Source organism: Geminocystis herdmanii PCC 6308, assembly GCF_000332235.1.
Lineage (GTDB): Bacteria > Cyanobacteriota > Cyanobacteriia > Cyanobacteriales > Cyanobacteriaceae > Geminocystis > Geminocystis herdmanii.
In genome coordinates, this window is record NZ_CM001775.1 from 773,087 (window position 1) to 791,586 (window position 18,500).

14 protein-coding genes are annotated in these 18,500 nt (G+C 36.1%); 8 read left to right on the forward strand and 6 right to left on the reverse strand.

Translation table 11 applies throughout. The features are described from left to right. Position 1: 1 nt before the first annotated feature. Positions 2 to 595: a Uma2 family endonuclease gene (locus tag SYN6308_RS03860; RefSeq protein WP_026101907.1), complete on the reverse strand. Its 594-nt coding sequence runs from the start codon at positions 593 to 595 to the stop codon at positions 2 to 4. Positions 596 to 798: 203 nt separating this feature from the next. Then, positions 799 to 1,554: a peptidylprolyl isomerase gene (locus tag SYN6308_RS03865; RefSeq protein WP_017293118.1), complete on the reverse strand. Its 756-nt coding sequence runs from the start codon at positions 1,552 to 1,554 to the stop codon at positions 799 to 801. A 556-nt stretch (positions 1,555 to 2,110) separates the two neighbouring features. Between SYN6308_RS03865 and glgA the strand changes: the two genes are divergently transcribed. Continuing rightward, a complete protein-coding gene (glgA, locus tag SYN6308_RS03870; protein WP_017293119.1) occupies positions 2,111 to 3,586 on the forward strand; it encodes a glycogen synthase GlgA in 1,476 nt (491 codons plus the stop codon). Positions 3,587 to 4,180: 594 nt separating this feature from the next. Further along, a complete protein-coding gene (locus tag SYN6308_RS03875) occupies positions 4,181 to 7,000 on the forward strand; it encodes a hybrid sensor histidine kinase/response regulator (protein WP_017293120.1) in 2,820 nt (939 codons plus the stop codon). Between the two features lie 275 nt (positions 7,001 to 7,275). Here SYN6308_RS03875 and SYN6308_RS03885 read toward each other — a convergent pair whose 3' ends face one another. Next, the gene (locus tag SYN6308_RS03885; RefSeq protein ID WP_017293122.1) at positions 7,276 to 9,327 is read right to left on the reverse strand and encodes a GspE/PulE family protein; all 2,052 of its coding nucleotides are present in this window, start codon (positions 9,325 to 9,327) and stop codon (positions 7,276 to 7,278) included. A gap of 284 nt (positions 9,328 to 9,611) precedes the next feature. On the opposite strand from SYN6308_RS03885, the gene psb35 reads away from it, so the two are divergent. Further along, a complete protein-coding gene (gene psb35, locus SYN6308_RS03890; RefSeq protein WP_017293123.1) occupies positions 9,612 to 9,818 on the forward strand; it encodes a photosystem II assembly protein Psb35 in 207 nt (68 codons plus the stop codon). A gap of 324 nt (positions 9,819 to 10,142) precedes the next feature. On the opposite strand, the gene SYN6308_RS03895 is transcribed toward psb35, so the two are convergent. Beyond that, entirely contained in the window at positions 10,143 to 11,093 is a 951-nt protein-coding gene (locus SYN6308_RS03895; protein WP_017293124.1) for a DUF4351 domain-containing protein, read from the reverse strand. A 144-nt stretch (positions 11,094 to 11,237) separates the two neighbouring features. On the opposite strand from SYN6308_RS03895, the gene dusA reads away from it, so the two are divergent. The 5 genes from dusA (at position 11,238) to SYN6308_RS03920 (ending at position 14,910) form a co-directional block, all read left to right on the forward strand. Further along, on the forward strand, positions 11,238 to 12,260 hold the full coding sequence (dusA, locus tag SYN6308_RS03900) for a tRNA dihydrouridine(20/20a) synthase DusA (protein ID WP_017293125.1): 1,023 nt from the start codon (positions 11,238 to 11,240) through the stop codon (positions 12,258 to 12,260). Between the two features lie 5 nt (positions 12,261 to 12,265). After that, on the forward strand, positions 12,266 to 12,403 hold the full coding sequence (locus tag SYN6308_RS24815) for a hypothetical protein (protein WP_017293126.1): 138 nt from the start codon (positions 12,266 to 12,268) through the stop codon (positions 12,401 to 12,403). A gap of 96 nt (positions 12,404 to 12,499) precedes the next feature. Continuing rightward, positions 12,500 to 13,213, forward strand: a complete 714-nt coding sequence (gene rnc, locus SYN6308_RS03910; RefSeq protein ID WP_017293127.1) for a ribonuclease III — start codon at positions 12,500 to 12,502, stop codon at positions 13,211 to 13,213. Positions 13,214 to 13,369: 156 nt separating this feature from the next. After that, entirely contained in the window at positions 13,370 to 14,308 is a 939-nt protein-coding gene (locus SYN6308_RS03915; protein ID WP_017293128.1) for a TAXI family TRAP transporter solute-binding subunit, read from the forward strand. Further along, positions 14,293 to 14,910 (forward strand): DUF3011 domain-containing protein, encoded by a 618-nt coding sequence (locus SYN6308_RS03920; protein WP_017293129.1) that lies wholly within the window; start codon positions 14,293 to 14,295, stop codon positions 14,908 to 14,910. The genes SYN6308_RS03915 and SYN6308_RS03920 overlap by 16 nt, the downstream gene beginning before the upstream one ends. 144 nt (positions 14,911 to 15,054) lie before the next feature. Here SYN6308_RS03920 and SYN6308_RS03925 read toward each other — a convergent pair whose 3' ends face one another. Further along, the gene (locus SYN6308_RS03925) at positions 15,055 to 15,399 is read right to left on the reverse strand and encodes a hypothetical protein (RefSeq protein ID WP_017293130.1); all 345 of its coding nucleotides are present in this window, start codon (positions 15,397 to 15,399) and stop codon (positions 15,055 to 15,057) included. 89 nt (positions 15,400 to 15,488) lie between these two features. Next, a complete protein-coding gene (gene secA / locus SYN6308_RS03930; RefSeq protein WP_017293131.1) occupies positions 15,489 to 18,308 on the reverse strand; it encodes a preprotein translocase subunit SecA in 2,820 nt (939 codons plus the stop codon). Positions 18,309 to 18,500 lie beyond the last annotated feature (192 nt).

The window sequence follows — 18,500 nt, forward strand, 5'->3', positions numbered from 1 at the left end:
TTTAATTATTAAATTTTACTTTTTTATACAATTCTTTTAAACTTATATCAATGTGAATTGAAGTTAACTTAATTATCGCATTTTCTCCTCGATAATCTTTTAATAACCATTCATTTTGTGGAGTTTTCTTAAACTGTTTCACATAATATTGATATTGATCAATTAAAAGATATTCTTCAAAAGTTGGTAACGTACGATAACTGTCAAATTTATCATTTTGATCATAATCTTTAGTAGAATTAGATAAAACTTCGACAATTAAAATAGGATTAATAACCGTACTTATTCCCTTTCCTTCATAAATAGGCTCTCCTTTTATTACCATGACATCGGGATAGGTATAACGCTTATAATCTTCTATCCATAAACGCACATCTCCGATATAAATTTGATATTGTTCATCATCTAAAAGAGATAATAATAAGGCGTAAAATTTTCCTGCTAAAATATTGTGATTAGTTGTGCCTCCTGTCATAGCGATAATTTCTCCATTATGGTATTCGTGTTTTTCTGCTGATTTTTCTTCTAAAATTAAGTATTCTTCACGGCTATAAACTTTTTTTTCTTCGGTTTTTATGGGAGTTGCTAAAATCATATTTTGTTCTCCGTTGTTTATTTTTAATTCTATGATAGCTTTATCAAAAAATATGAGCAAAGAATCGATCGAAAATCACAAAACTCGATATTATTTGACTTTTAATAAATCAAAAGTTCAGACTTGCGCAAATGTCATTTCGAGGTTATTTTAAAATCTCAAAACCTTCGATTTTTTGTAAAAATGCGCAAGTCATGAAAAAGTCAGCTTGACAGAACTTCAGGGAGTTCAAAGTTGAATTTAACTTGTTTTTGGATGGTTTCACTCAACCATGAATTAAACAATTCATCTAATAATCTTCTCCTCATATTTTGATCTAATTGAGCGGCGATATATTTCTCTAGCCTTAAAACAACCACCCATTCCCCAATTCGGCAAGGGGGTAATACCTGCCCCGGTTGAGAAGTCATTAATCTTTGGGCAATTTCTGGATGTGGTACATTTAATTCCACTGGTCCAATTAATCCCCCCGTTTCGGCTTCTGCACCTTGAGAATGTTGCCTTGCTAATTCCGTAAACTCTTTTTCTCCTTCACAGGCACGAAAATATAATTCTTGGGCTTCCCCTGCATTACGAGTACGAATTAAGGAATAAACTATTTTGTCTAGTTGTTTTTTCCGCTTGAGGTAATAATTTTGTAACTCCGTTCCCCAAGTTTTTTCTTTATACTTTTCTAGTTTTATACCCCTTAAAATTCTTTTTTGTAGTTGTTCTCTAGTTAAATAATTTTTTTCTAACCAAATCTTTAATTTTTCCGTATCTTGGGGATTTAACTGCATCTGCATGAAGAATTGTTGTTCAGCCATAGCAGTTTCTTCTGGTGTACATTCTATAGGTTCGATCGCACTATCTAAAATAATTTCTTTGGCAAGGGGGGCGATCATTTGTTTTTCTGCTAAAAAAGAGAATATATTTTCTTGAGTAATAACAATATTGCCGACTTCTAAACTAGGATTCATAAATAGTAATCAAAAAAAACATAACATAAAATACTATAGCAACGAATGAATGGAAAATGGAAAATGGAAAATGGAGAATTGAGAATGGAGAATGGAGAATTGAGAATTGAGAATGAATAATAAACATCTCCAAAAATAAAAAATAAATTAATTTCAATATCAAAATTATTTACTGTAATAGTACGTTGTTGTGTATTGAAATTAGTCGCTTTAGCCGACACTTCGACTCGGTTATCGAGCGTAGTCGAGATACAGTGCATCGCTTGTGCTATTAACCATGAAATTTATTTCTTGGTGGATTATGATATACCATCTAAATCACTTACAAATTATTGATTTTGTCAAATTTTCTGTAACAAATTGTTTCGCCAACCGATTCATTAATTACACGATAGGTTATTGATGAACACCTAACACCCATTTATTCTTCATTATCAATTCTGCATTCTGCATTCTCAATTCTCCATTATTTACATTTCTTTACAAAATGACGAAGTTTTGATATAAAATGTATCAATTTAAAAAAAAATAAAATTCAAGAGGTTAAAAGCTCTCTATGTATATAGTTCATATTGCTTCAGAGTGCGCACCTGTAATTAAGGCAGGAGGATTAGGGGATGTTGTCTATGGCTTGAGTCGAGAAATTGAAAATCAAGGTCATACAGTAGAAATTATTTTGCCTATGTATGATTGTATGCGTTATGATCATATTTGGGGTTTACATGATGCCTATAAAGATTTATTTGTGCCTTGGTATGATAGTACTATTCATTGTTCAGTGTTTTGTGGTTGGGTACATGGACGATTATGTTTCTTTATACAACCCCATTCAGAAGATCATTTCTTCGATCGAGGCTGTTATTATGGGCAAGAAGATGACAATATGAGGTTTGCTTTTTTCTCAAAGGCGGCTTTAGAGTTTCTTTTTGTGAGTAATAAGCGCCCTGATGTTATCCATTGTCATGATTGGCAAACGGGGTTAATTCCTGTGATGCTGTATGAGATGTATAAATGGCATGGTATGGCGAATCAACGAGTATGCTATACCATTCACAATTTTAAACATCAGGGAATTTGTGGCAAGGAAGTATTAAAAGCTACGGGTTTAAATAACGATGAATACTATTTTAACTACGATCGACTCCAAGACAATTTTAATCCTTTTGCCTTGAATATGATGAAAGGGGGTATTGTTTATTCTAACCATGTGAATACGGTTTCCCCTCACCATGCTTGGGAGGCAAGATATAGCGGTGTTAGTTACGGTTTAGGACATACTTTAGAACTTCATCATTATAAGTTTAATGGTATTCTTAACGGGATCGATCGAAATATTTGGAATCCTGAAGTAGATACTTTTATCCCTTATCAGTACAATATCGATAACCTTGAAGATAAAGCCAAAAATAAAAAAGCCTTACGAGAAAGACTATTATTGAAGGAGAATAAAAAACCCATCGTTGCCTATATTGGCAGACTCGATCGACAAAAAGGAGTAGAATTAGTACACCATGCCTTATATTATTCTCTTCATCGTAACGCTCAATTTGTCCTATTAGGTTCAGCTACAGAAGCCTCTATTAACAACTGGTTTTGCCATGAAAAATACTATCTCAATAATAATCCAGACTGTCACTTAGAACTAGGTTTTAATGAAGAATTAGCCCATTTAATTTATGCAGGAGCGGATATTATTGTTGTACCAAGCGATTACGAACCCTGTGGTTTAACTCAAATGATTGGGTTAAAATATGGTACAGTGCCCGTAGTGCGTGGCGTTGGCGGTTTAATTGATACCGTTTTTGATAAAGATAACGACTTAAATCACCCCGAAGAAAAAAGAAACGGATTTGTTTTTTACCAAACAGATTATAATGCCTTAGAATCAGGTTTAGAAAGGGCGATCGGATTATGGCATTATTTTCCGAAAGAGTTTGAAAAATTACAAAAACAAGGGATGAATTATGATTATTCATGGAAAAATCCCGCCCAAAGATATATCGATCTTTACGACTTTTTACGGCATAAATAAAATTAAGGTAATTTTCGATCGTCTCCCAAACCCTGTTTTTTTTTAGCAAGGCATTTTCAAAGTCGAGGCAAAATTACTTTTTATGAGTTCAATTTATTGAACGAAAACTGTTAGCCTCGTCAATTTATTGCGAGGCAATTATGTTAATTTTATCCTCCTGCTGGGCGTTTTGTGAGTCGAAACCATTATCCCAACGTGTAATGAATCGCGCAGCGTTGCGAGGCACGAAGCAATCTACATCTAATAGATATCGTTTTTATAAATTGAACTCAATTTTCATAAAAAATATCACGTTTTTAAATCATAATTGATTTTTATTATTAGAAAAAATCCCCCTAATACTCTAATACCCTAATACTTTAATACCTCAACATTGCTACTATAGTTTTAGGCAACAAAAATTAATATTAACGTTGATAAATAAATAGTCTTTATCGGAAGAATTAGTTATATCTTATAGATAGACACAGCAATAAATTTATGATCAATCAATGATTATTATAGAAACATTTGAAAAATTATTGAAAATAAAGAAAATGCTTATATATTGTCAGTTATAGATAAGATTTAATTAAAAATTCATGGGGTAAAGCTATGATACAAGATGATGAATTGAGAGAAATTTATAAAATTTCTAGTCAAGAGCATTTAGAAAAAATGGAAACGGGTTTATTAGAGTTAGAAAAAAACCCGAATGAGTTAGACTCGATCGAAGAATTATTAAGAGAAGCCCATAGTTTAAAAGGGGATTCTCGGATTGTGGAAGTGGAATCAGTGGAAAATTTAGCCCATTCCATTGAAGATATTTTAGGAGATATAAAAAAAGGTAAATTAACTCTAACTCCGAATATTAGCGATCGACTTTATGAAACTTTAGACGCTATGAAAAAATTAGTTCATGAAGCCGTTACCGATGAACCTAGTGACATTGATGTAGAATTAACCTTAAATAATTTAATAAAGAGTGTTTATGGTGAAGAAGAAACTTCCTCCATCGGTGTAGAAATACATATCACCATGACAGAAATTGATCCTAATCCTGTTTATATTGAAGACGAAGAATTAAGGGATATTTATTTAGTAACAGGAATAGAACACGTTGAAAACATACAATCGGCTTTAGAAGACTTAAAAAATCATTGGGATAATTACGATCGATTTGACTATTTATTACGAGAATTGCACAGTTTAAAAGGGGATTCTCGGATTATGGGCATAGAAAGTATTGCTGTGATTTCCTCTGGATTAGAAGAAATAATGAGAATGGCACAAAAAGGAGAGTTAAACATCGACAGCTATCAAAATGTAATGTATCCTCGTCTCAAAGATACTTTACACGGTATCAAAGAAATCATCTTTGAAAGTACCACAGGTAAACCTAGCGGTATCAATCCCAATCAACTATTACAAATCTTAACCTTTAAAAATCATGATTCGATCGTGAAACGGCGCAGCGCGATCGAAGAATCTTTCCCTGAGTCAAACGATTTCCTAGAATTTGACACCATGGATTTACTAGATTCAGAAGAATCTCCGGAAATCACCATTGATATAGTACCTGAAACACCTCTTATAGAGGAAACACCCCCCACAGCAGAGACTCAAATAGTTCAACAATCTCCCCCCGAAATAAAACCACAATCATCACAAAAACAGCAGAAAAAATCAGCAAACAATCATAATAACAACAAAGAAGAACCCTATAAAATCGATACCATTAGAGTTCAAACCCGTCATTTAGACGCATTAATGACTCAAACGGGGGAATTAACCGTTACCAAAATCCGCATTGCTCATTTTGCCTCCCAGATGGAACAAATGGTCAATCTTTGGGAAGATTGGAAAATGGGTAAAATGCAGAATCGTTATCGTAAAGGTAACATCTATACAGGAGAAAATGATACCTTTGAAAATCGTATTGAAACCCTAATTCAAGACTTAAAAAATTCTGCCAATGATAACAGTACAAGGTTAGAATTAATTGCAGATCAATTAGAATCAAAAATCAAAACCTTACGATTATTACCCTTATCTAATGTTTTTAGTTTTTTCCCTCGTTTAGTGCGAGATTTGTCGAAACAGGAAAATAAAGAAGTGGAATTAGTTATTCAAGGAGAAGACACCGTTGCCGATAAGTATATCTTAGAGTTAATCAAAGACCCTCTTTTACATCTAATTCGTAATAGTATTGATCATGGATTGGAAACTCCCGAAGAAAGAATCAATGCAGGTAAATCTCCTCAAGGTACGATCGTACTTAAAGGTTATCAGACTTCTAGTAATATTTTCATCGAAGTTCAAGACGATGGTAGGGGTTTAGACATCGAAAAAATTAAGGAAACGGCGTTAAGACGGGGTTTATATCGCCCTGATGAGTTAAGCGCCATGACTAGAAGTCAAATTCAAGCCTTAATTTTTGAACCCGGATTTTCCACTCGTACCTTTATTACAGAAGTTTCGGGCAGGGGTGTTGGTTTAGACGTAGTGAAAACTAACGTTGAACGATTAAAAGGCTCGATCGAGATCATCTCTGAAACTGGCAAAGGCACAACCTTCCGCCTTCAATTAGGCACAACCTTAGCCACCGCTAACGTTTTATTAGTCAAAATCTTTGGCATTACCCACGCCATCCCCATCGAATTTGTCCAAACATCCTTATTAGTTTCCCCCGATGAAATTTTTGCTATAGAAGGCAAACAAACCATCAACTTCGATAATTCTGCGGTGTCAGTGGCTTTTCTCTCCGAGTTGTTGGAGTTAGGAGTATCTCAAGACAATACCACTGTTCAGCGTAGTATTCCCTGTGTTGTCATTCATATCGGCAAAGAGCAATTTGGGTTATTGGTAGATGAAGTGACAGATACTCAAGACGTAGTTATTAAACCTCAGAGTAAACTTTTAAAAAGAATCCGTAACGTAAGTGGTTCAACTATTCTCGGCACAGGGGAAGTCTGTACTATTCTCAATCCTCAAGATTTACTTGCCTCCATCCAAAAACGCAATTTAACAGGTAAAGTCGCTCGAAATGTCGATGCCGAAAAAGCGCGCGATCGAGCTACCATCTTATTAGCAGAGGATTCGATCGCCACTCGAACCCAAGAAAAACGCATCTTAGAAGGTGCAGGATTTGAAGTAGTCACGGCAGTTGACGGCTTAGACGCATGGCACAAAATCAAAACCCGCAAATTTGATGCCGTAGTCTCCGATATACAAATGCCCAACCTCAATGGTTTAGAATTTACTACAAAAATTAGGCAAGATCATCAATTTAGTGAATTACCAGTCATCTTAGTATCTTCTTTAGCTTCTGATGACGATCGAAAACGAGGGGCAGAAGCTGGGGCAAATGCCTATATTATCAAAGGGAAATTTAATCAAGACATATTGATTGAAACCATCCAAAGGCTAATTTAAGAATTAAGAATTAAGAATTAAGAATAAAAACTCTCCTTGTCCACCTCACCTGTCTTCCTGTCCACCTGTCTTCCTGTCCACCTGTCCACCTGTCCACCTGTCCACCTGTCCACCTGTCCACCTGTCTTCCTGTCCACCTGTCCACCTGTCCACCTGTCTTCCTGTCCACCTGTCTTCCTGTCCACCTGTCCACCTGTCCACCTGTCTTCCTGTCCACCTGTCCACCTGTCTCCCTGTCTTCCTGTCCACTTGTCCACCCCACCTGTCCACCTGTATTACTTGGCTTCACTAAAACGAGGAGTCATACAATAAGGACAATCTAACCATTGTTGTTCTAACTCAGCATCACAATTACTACAAACTAAAGAAGTTTTACGTTTAGCTTTCAATTCCGATTCTAAACCAGAGTCGGTAAAAGTCACCCTTTCAACTTCCTCTAAAGTTGTGTGTCCTTGACGGACTAAGTTAAGACTGTAAGCCAAAATGGTTGTCATGCCTTCTTCTACGGCGGCTTCCTTAATCATGTCGGTAGTAGCACCTTGGTTGATGAGTTTTTCTAGTCTTTCACTCATAACCATAAATTCATATACCCCTACCCGTCCTTTATAACCACTACCGCCACATTTTAAGCAAACTGTACCGTTAGCATTCGCAGTTTGTAAAGCCTCCCCATTTAAGGTTTTGGCACGATAAAAAGTCACGGAATCTTCATTAGATGCGGACATCCCAAAACGGGCTAATTCCTCTCTGGTGGGGTGATAGGCTTCTTTACATTCACTGCAAACTCGACGCATGAGACGTTGAGCTAATACCCCTAGTAATGCCCCAGAAATCATAAAGGGTTCAACTCCCATTTCATCTAAACGAGCGATCGCCCCTGCTGCATCGTTAGTGTGGAGGGTTGTTAATACTAAGTGTCCTGTTAAAGCGGCCTCGATCGCAGTTTTAGCGGTTTCAGCGTCTCTGGTTTCACCCACAAGAATAATATCAGGGTCTTGACGCATAAAAGCCCGTAGAATAGATGCAAAGTTCATGCCTTTTTCTCGAATTACCTGAACCTGAGTAATACCGGGTAAAGCGTACTCGATCGGGTCTTCTGCTGTACTAATATTCACCCCCGGATCATTTCTTTCCGCTAAAACGGAATATAAACTGGTGGATTTACCCGATCCTGTAGGTCCTGTAACTAAGATTAAGCCAAAAGGACGACTAGCAATATCCCTGACTTTTTCTAAGGTTTCTTGATCACTGATGAGGAAATCTAGCCCTAATTGAGTGGCAGAGTTATCCAGAATCCGTAAACAAACTTTTTCCCCGTAACGACTGGGTAAAGTATTCATGCGAAAATCAACGGTACGCCCTTGAAACTTACGACGGATTTTTCCATCTTGGGGTAAGCGACGCTCAGAAATATCCAATTCTCCCATAATTTTAAAACGGGCAGTTACTGCGGGGATAATGTGTTTAGGAAGGGAAAAATATTGTCGCAATACTCCATCTTTACGCAGTCGAACTCGAAAAGTTTCTTCTTGAGGTTCAATGTGAATATCAGAAGCTCCTTCTTGTATAGCTTTGATTAAAATTTTGTTAACTAATTCAATAATAGGTGCTTGATTTGCCTCATTAGAAGAAGCTAAATCATCTCCTCCTTCTTCGTCTCCATCTTCTAAATTAGTCTCTCCTAAATCATCGACAATAGAGCTGACATCTCCTAATTGTTCTAGCTCTTTTCTCTTGTTTTTCGCTTCTTGTATTTTTTTGCGTTCTTTTTCTTCTACATAATATTTAGCCAGTAATTTATCATAATCTTCTTCGGTGATCACAATTCTTTGTAATCCTAATCCTTTTGAGCGCAATAGTTTTTTGACATCGTCTAAAGCCTGTAAATCATCAGGATTAACCATGGCGATGACTAATATCGGAGGATCACCATCAATACGCTGTAAAGGTAATAATTTACGATTACGACATATTTGTATAGGTATGATGGATTCAATTAATTCCGTCATGTGTTCTGAGGCGATGTCTTCCGATTCGGGATCAACACAATCCACACCGTAAAGAATTTTTAGTTCAAATAGATGATGTTGTTTATATTGACGAACTAATTCGGGAGATAATGCCCTTTGAGTAAGTTGTTCTAAAACTTTAACAAGGGGTTTTTTGCTATTTCGTACCTCTACCAGTGCGTTTCTTAATTGATCTTTATTAATGTACCCTGATTGTATTAGTTTATTTCCAAAAGGATTGAAGTAGTCTGGACTAACAAGAGCAGTTCTCAATTTTTCTTGTTTTTGAGCGGAGGAAGAAATAGGAGTTTGAGTCATAGTATATTCTTTAAATATATTTATAATAAGATTTTTTATAAATAATTAATTAGCTAAAATGTTTAGTTAGGCATCAATATTATTTTAAGCAAAAAAACTAAAGTCTAAATTAATTATGCTACGATCGTCAAAATAGAATCAATATAAAAATCTGATGGGAGTTATGATATTTTTCCCTAAGAATTGACATTGAATTGAATCGTCATTTTACTTATCTTCTATTTTAATAAAAACAAATCACCCTAAGAGTTATAATGTATCTTATTTTAATATTAATTGATACTATGGATAATTTATTCTTAGCAGAAGTAGCAAAAACGGGAACTTTTCCCATATATTTTGTAGCGGTTTATGTGGTTGGGTTTATTGCAGCCGTGGGTATTGGTTCGATCGCATGGTATAGCTCTAAACGTCCTGTAGGTTGGGAGGAAGCGGAAAAACCTAATTTCATTCCTGATGTTAAAGTCAATAAATCTGAGGAAAAAGAATAAGGAAGTTAAGAGCTTTTAACTGTTAACTAATAGTTTATTATAGTTGTTTATACCTACTCACGGGATAAAGGTTGACATTTTTTTTAAAATATGTTAGCTTTTAATGAAGTCGATAACCAAGACTGTTAAAACTATTTAATTTAAAGATTAAATTAAATAAAAATTAGTTATTATTCAAGATTAATCAATTAATTAGAATAATAAAAGTAGGGTGGGTTACACCCGAATCAACGCTTGTGGACAGTATCAAGCCGACTTGACTGGTAGAAGCAAGAAGTAAACGTCATAGGTAACTATGAGTAAGTTTTATATAACAGTTCGATCTTATTTTGATTTATTCTCAGAAGAAAAATTATTTAACCATTGCTTTAAATGATCGATCGAGGTTAAATCAAATAAATCCTCTCCTAAAGTTTCCACATCCTCAATTTTCAACGCTTTAATTTGTGACTGCAAATCTTGGTCAATATTACCAAATTTTCGCTTAATTTGACGAATAATTAACTCTTTTTCTCGATCGATACCTTGCTCAATACCTTGCTCGATACCTTGCTCAATACCTTTGAGCATCCAACTGGTTACAATTTCCATACTTTTCTCTTGTTCTTGGGGGTTAAAATTAGCAATTTCTTTTTGGAATTGTTCTTCTTCCTCACCTTCTAAACGCAAATAGGTATCGACAAAACCTGATATTAATTGCATTTTAGCAGGATTTAATTTTAAGGTAACTAATAATCTTAAACATTCAGCCTTCACTTTCGCTCTTTCTGTTGACTTTATTTTCATTTTTGCCATTAAAGCAGAAGCTATGGGATTTGGTTGATTTAAAAAATCACGCCAATTTAACCGATTTAGTTGAATGACTCTATAATTAAAATCTAGCACTTTAAAATCAGGGAAGGTTATTTCATATTGACTAAGGGCTTGTTTTTGAGGACTATCATAGGAAAAAATGACAATAGGATAAATGGGTATCGCATACTTTTCATGTAATCGAGCAAAATAATTAAACATTCTTTGTTCAAATCCTTTGCGAGATTCTGATTGTGCTTCAATATGAATTAGAAAAAAAGAGGGTTTCCCTTTCCATTTTACCTGAGCAATTAAATCGGTTTCATGTTTTTCTCCTTCCGTTACATCGGTAAAAACTTCTTTATCCAAAAAAGTTATAGAATTTGTGTCCACATAATTTAGGACTTCGGGAAAAAACAACTCGATAAATTCCCTAAAAAATGTTGAAATTAATTCCTTAAATAATCTATCATGATCAATCATTTTGTCCTTGATAAATAATCATTTTGCTCACTTTATTCTATCATGAAAAATTAAGGATATTGATAGTTCGATCGAGCTATATTATATTGACAAGTAATTTTTCTGTAAATTTTACGTCTCTACCGAAAAGACGATCGATGTCTAATGTTTGAGAAAATATACCCATTAAGATTTTTACCAGTGAATTTTTTACCTCCGATAATTAGTATTGCCCCGATGATGGATTATACCGATCGACATTTTCGGTATATTATGCGTCAAATGACCAAAAAAACGCTCCTTTATACGGAGATGATTACAACTCAAGCCATTATATACGGCGATCGAGCCAAACTATTAGACTTTTCTGAGGAAGAAAAACCAGTCTCCTTACAGCTAGGGGGAGATAATCCCCAACAATTGGCAGAATGTGCCAAAATTGGGCAAGACTGGGGCTATGATGAAATTAATCTTAACGTAGGGTGTCCTAGTTCGAGGGTACAAAATGGCAACTTTGGGGCTTGTTTGATGGCACAACCCGAAAAAGTGGCAAAAGCCATAGAAATAATGCAAAATGCGGTTAATATTCCCGTGACAGTAAAGCATCGTATTGGCATTGATAATCAAGATAGCTATGAAGATATGGTGTATTTTGTCAAAACCCTTGCTGACAGTGGTTGTCAAAGATTTATTATCCACGCTAGAAAGGCATGGTTACAGGGATTAAGCCCGAAGGAAAATAGGGATATTCCTCCCCTACGGTATGAAGACGTATATAGACTCAAACAAGAATTTCCTCACCTTATCATTGAGATTAACGGGGGTATAACTTCGATCGAGCAAACCAAAGAACATTTAAACTATGTGGATGGAGTAATGATGGGGCGAGTTGCTTATGATAACCCCTATCTGTTTGTTTATGTCGATCGAGATATTTATGGAGAAGATAAAGAAATACCTAGTCGAGAAGAAATTATCGAATCTTTATATCCTTATATTGACTTTTGGACATCAAGGAACGTAAAATTAAATACTATGATGCGCCATCTTTTGCAAATTTTTGCAGGTCAAACAGGAACAAAGGCTTGGAAACGATACCTAGCAGAAAATGGCAATACCAGTATCGGGGGTTCAAATATCGTTCGTGAGGCTTTACGACACAAGACAAAAGGTTACTTTCAGATATAAAAATAATGTTTGAGCAAATATTAATTGCTAAGGATATTTATAGAGAAATAATCATCGGTAAAAATGATGTAGAAGCATTAGAAAATAATGTTTTATTATTATTTAAAAGGAATCAGAAAACTTTAACATCAATGATTGAATGAGGATTGAAAAATGTTCAACCTCTACATCAATAAATGTGCTATTTTGATAATTTTTATCAAAAAACTTGACTTTTAATTTTTTACTTTTAAGAATACATGGAAATAATAGATACCAGAAGAAAAAGAGAATTACTAAAACTTTTACAAAGACTGGGAATAGAAGATGTATCAAGGGTAAACTGGGAGTTATTAGATTTAGCCTTAACTCATCCTAGTATTTCCATCACGAAAAACTATGAGCAATTAGAGTTTGTTGGGGATGCCGTGGTGCGTTTAGCTAGTGCCGAATTGTTGTTAGAAATCTATCCTGATTTACCTGTAGGGGAATTTGCCGCAATTCGATCGATCTTAGTCAGCGATCGATTTTTAGCAGAAATAGCCGAACAATACGGTTTCGATTTATACCTTTTAATGACACCCAACGTGAGAAATGATAAATGGGGTAAAGTATCTCGTTTAGCGGATGTCTTTGAAGGGGTATTAGGGGCATTATATCAGAGTACCAAAAATATGGACTTAGTTAGATTTTGGCTCGATCCTATCCTACAGGAAAAAGCCATTCAAGTCCATGCTGATCCTGCACGACAAAATTATAAAGATGCACTACAAGAATGGACACAAGGAAAATATAAACTTTTACCTATCTATAAAGTAACCCAAAATCCTATATTAGAAGATGAGAACGATCGATTTATTGCGGAAGTGTGGTTACAAGATAAACTGTTAGGGAAAGGAAAAGGGGCAACCAAAAAAGCCTCCCAACAAGCTGCCGCCCAAGATGCTTTTAACCTTGTCATTTCCAAAGAATGATTTAATGGGGTATAAACCTTATGCCTACAGGGCATAAACCTTATGCCTACAGGGCATAAACCTTATGCCCCTACAGATTTTTGATATTTAATTGAATAAAAATATTCTCGATCGACTAAACTTAAAACGTTAATATTATTGAGATAAATTTCAAATATGAAAAAACCTTTATCTTCTCTGTTGGGGGGTTTACTAGGAATAGTGACAATACCCTTTATTTTTCTCCCTCATCCCAGCCTTGCTCAAACGGAAATAAAGTTAGTAACAGGCAATGAAGTGGGGGAATATTATTCCATCGGTAAAGACATGGAAAAATTAGGGGAAAAACATAATATAGATATTGATGTGATACCCACTAAAGGAGCGTTACAAAATATTCATGATGTTTTCAATTACGACAGTATAGCATTAGGTATTGTGCAAGGAGATGTATTAGCTTTTTTAAATATTTTTGCTAACGATGATGGACAAATTAGCCTCAAAGCGGAAAGTTTAAGAAATGTTTTACCTCTTTTTAAAGAACAAATCCACGTTGTCGCGCGTAAAGATATTAAAACTTTACAAGATTTAACTGGAAAAAGAGTTTCTATCGGTGAGGAGGGGAGTGGTACAACTATGACGGCTTCGACTTTACTGTATCAATTAAAGATCAATCCTAAAGAGTTAGTTAGCTATGATATTAAAAGAGGTATTCATGAACTTCGTAACGGTAATATTGATGCTCTGTTTTATGTTGCTGGAGTTCCGTCAAAAGTATTGCAAGAGCAAGTTTTACCAGAAGATAATTTTCATCTTTTGCCTGTAACTTTGACGATGAGTGCTGAGGATGAATTTTATTCTTTCTTGTATTCCCCTGTTACTTTACCTGCTAATACCTATGCTTGGCAAACGGAAGCAGTAGAAACTTTAGGGATTCAATCTTTTTTGTTTACAGTGGAAAAGGATGATTGTACTGAAGTAAGTCTTGTGGCATCTTTAATTAAAGATAATTTAGGATGGTTACAAGAAAATGGAAATCCCATCTGGAAACAGGTTGATTTAAAACCATTGCAGTCAAAACAATTAACGAGAATATCTAAATGCGTCAAACCTTAAGAGGAGAATTAATCATGAAAAATTTACATAAATTAGCTTTAATTAGTGCTATTAGTGTTGGTTTCTTTTCTCAAGCCAATCCTGCGGCGGCGGAAAGTCGAATTACTTGCGAATCTCGTCAAGGTCGTTATAATTTTTGTAATGTGGATACCAGAGGCGGTGTGAGATTTGTGCGTCAAATTAGTAATGCTCAGTGTCGTGAGGGAAGTACTTGGGGTTACGATCGAAATGGAATCTGGGTCGATCGAGGTTGTAGTGCTGAATTTGCGGTGAGAGATAGAGGAGGAAACAATAATAATTATAATCCCAATACTGGAGGAGATAATACAGGGGCAATTATCGGGGGTGTGTTAGCGGTAGGTGCCATCGCCGCCGCCATTGCTTCTGGTTCGGGTAATAACTCTTCTGATGGTACAATAACCTGTGGTTCAGAGCGAGGTAATTTCACCCGTTGCCCTGTAAACCTTAGTCGGCGCGATCGAGTTATACTTAGACGACAGCTTAGTAATTCTGGATGTTGGGAAGGAAGTACATGGGGTTACGATCGAGATGGCATCTGGGTTGATGAAGGTTGTCGAGGACAATTTGAAATTAGACGTTAATTAAGGTGGTTTCCGAAAAAGAATTTACCAATTTCCTTTATAATTCCCCCTTTATTAAGGGGGGTTAGGGGGGATCATGCAGGTATATTTATTATTAGAAATCACCTAAGAGATAGTAGGTATGCCCACCAAATCTTTCAAATTCTACTTGAATTTGACTTTATTATGAAGCCAATTAGTGACTTTATTAGGGAGATTTTTTTTCACCCATTGCCAAGCAATTATTTTAAATAAAGGTTTAGGAGTTTTAGCCAGAAATTTAGCTAATTGATTCATCGATCGATTGGGAATTTTTTTATTTATGATATTAATAATTCCTATATCATAAAGCCCATCAATAATTAGTTTAATCGTTGCCTCCTCATTTAAAGTGAGGTTTTCTAAAAGTAAATAAACGTCTCTTAATCTTTCCTGTTGAAACTTTTTTTCTTCAGCAGTGGAATCAGGTAAAGCAACTATTGTAACAGACTCTTTTTGACGACTCAGCATTATTTAGAATGGAGAATGGAGAATTAAGAATGGAGAATTAAGACTCTAACTCCCTCATTACTCATTACTTATTACTTATTACTCATCAGTTAAACCGCTTGGGGTTGTGCTTGGGGTTGGAATTGGAATAGAGAATAAACGACATTGCGCCGAATGTCAATCATCATCTCTAAAAACATTTCGTAACCTTCTTGTTTATATTCGACTAACGGGTCTTTTTGTCCATAACCTCGTAATCCTACGGATTCTCGTAGTGCGTCCATTGCTTGTAAATGTTCGCGCCAGAGGGTGTCAATTTGTTGGAGGATAAAGAATCTTTCTGCTTGACGCATGAGGCTAGGTTGTATTTGCTCAATTTGATTTTCTTTTAAATCATAGGCTTTATGGACTTCCTCATGTAAAAATGTTTTCATTTCTGTTACTGTCATGTCTTCTAAGTCTTTGACGGTGACATCTTCGAGGAGGTAAATAAATTCTTTGGCTTTACTGATTAATCCTTCTAAATTCCACTCGTCTGGGGGTAATTCGGGGTTAACGTACGCCATAACAATTTCATCCATCGTTTGAGTAGCGTATTGTAAGACTTGCTCTTTTAACTCTCTTCCTTCTAAGACTCGACGACGTTCAGCATATATAGCACGACGTTGGTTATTCATTACTTCGTCATACTCGAAAACGCTTTTACGAGCATCATAGTAGAAGGTTTCGACTTTTTTCTGAGCTCCTTCTAAGCTACGGGTTAACATCCCTGATTCGATGGGCATATCTTCTTCGACTCGAAAGGCATTCATTAATCCTGCGACTCTGTCGCCTCCGAAAATCCGCAGTAAATTGTCTTCTAGGCTTAAAAAGAAGCGGGTTGAACCGGGATCACCTTGTCGCCCTGCTCTACCTCTTAATTGGTTGTCTATGCGTCTTGATTCGTGTCTTTCTGTACCGATGACGTGTAAACCGCCTTTTTCGACTACTAATTTATGTTCTTCGTCTGTAAGAGAATCATAATCTTGTCGGATCGATCGATATACTTCTCTGAGTTTAATAATAACAGGATCATTAGTAGGAGCTTTTTCGGCGGCTACGGCAATTTTTTCTTCTGCGTCTAATTCTGATAAACTTTGTAGCCCGTAGGTTTCAACAGCAAATTTTACGGCTTCTTTGAGTTTATTTTCAGTGTCAGGGGATAGTTGACAGGGGAAAATATCGGAGGAGGGTTTCCAGTTTTTGACTTTTTTGCCGTTACTATTTGCCCCAAAACCTTCCCCCTTAGCCCTTTTATTCATGTCAATACCGGGTACACTTACCATTAATTGATCATTTTCGGGCATGACGATGCTCGGCATTAAGTATTCCCGAATTTTTAGCCTTGCCATGTAGTCGGAGTTACCACCAAGAATGATGTCTGTACCACGTCCAGCCATATTAGTTGCGATCGTAATTGCTCCTTTTCTTCCTGCTTGGGCGACAATTTCCGATTCCCTTTCTACGTTTTCTGGGCGCGCATTAAGAATTTGATGGGGTACTTTTTTATCTGCTAACAATTTAGCTAACAATTCCGATTTCTCTACACTGGTAGTTCCAATAAGTACAGGTCGATCGGTTTCGTGCATTTCCTGACATTCTTCGGCAATGGCTTTCCATTTAGCTATCTCAGTTTTATAGACTACGTCGGGTAAATCCGCTCGATCGGACGGGCGATTAGTGGGTATAATGGTTACTTCAAGTTTATATACTTTCTCAAATTCTGTTTCTTCGGTTTTCGCCGTTCCCGTCATCCCTGATAGTTTAGGATAGAGTAGAAAAAAGTTTTGGTAGGTGATACTCGCTAAAGTTTGTGTTTCTCTTTGTATTTCTACGTTTTCTTTAGCCTCGATCGCCTGATGTAAGCCGTCACTCCATCTTCTTCCTGCTAAAACCCTTCCTGTAAACTCGTCAACGATAACAACTTCATTGTTGCGCACAATATAGTTAACATCCCCAGTGAATAATTCTTTAGCTTTAATGGCGTTAAAGATATAATGAGCCCAAGGATTTTCTTGATCATATAAATCCTTAACCCCTAACAATTCTTCAGCTTTACCAAAACCTTCATCGGTTAAAAGTACGCTTCTGGCTTTCTCATCAACCTCATAATGTCCGCCGTCTCCTTCCTCTACTTGTTTAATCAATAATTGAGCGATTCTCGCCGCCTCCATATATTTTTCCATAGGGCGCTCCACTTGCCCTGATATAATTAAGGGAGTACGCGCTTCATCCACTAAAATTGAGTCAACTTCGTCAATGATGCAATAATTAGGCACTCTTTGCACCACTTCGGATATATCCGTCGCCATGTTATCCCGTAGATAGTCAAAACCTAACTCGCTGTTGGTGGCATAGGTAATATCAGCGTTATAGGCTTTTTGTCTTTCAGGAGAAGTCATGCCACTTTGAATTAAGCCCACATTCAAGCCCAAAAAGCGATGAATCTGCCCCATCCATTCCGCATCACGACGGGCGAGATAATCGTTAACGGTGACAACATGAACTCCTTTTCCTGTTAAACCGTTAAGATAGGCGGGGAGAGTCGCCACGAGGGTTTTTCCTTCCCCTGTTTTCATCTCGGCAATTTTCCCAGTATGTAAAACAATTCCCCCTAACATCTGTACATCATAATGGCGCATTCCTAAAACTCTTATTCCTGCTTCTCTGACTAAGGCAAAGGCATCCACGAGAATTTCATCTAAAATAATATCTCTTTCTTCACGATTTTTGGCTTTGGCTAACATCTCTTTAAAAGATGCGGTTTTTGCCCTCATTTCGTCATCTGTAAGTTTTTTAAAGTCTTCTTCTAAGAGGTTAATTTCGGCGATGAGAGGTTGTAACTTTTTCAGTTTACGAGCGTTTGGATCTCCGAATAGCTTTTTAAACATACCTAGTTTTTATAATTTGTTTCAATATATTAATTAATTTTTCATCATATCATTTCTGAGTTAAGAGGTATTCGGAGAATGCAGAATGGAGAATTGATAATGGAGAATTGATAATGAAGAATTAATAATGGATGATGGAGAAGGGGTTAATCAAAAAACCCGTCGTGTAATGAATTACACGCCTAACGAGAT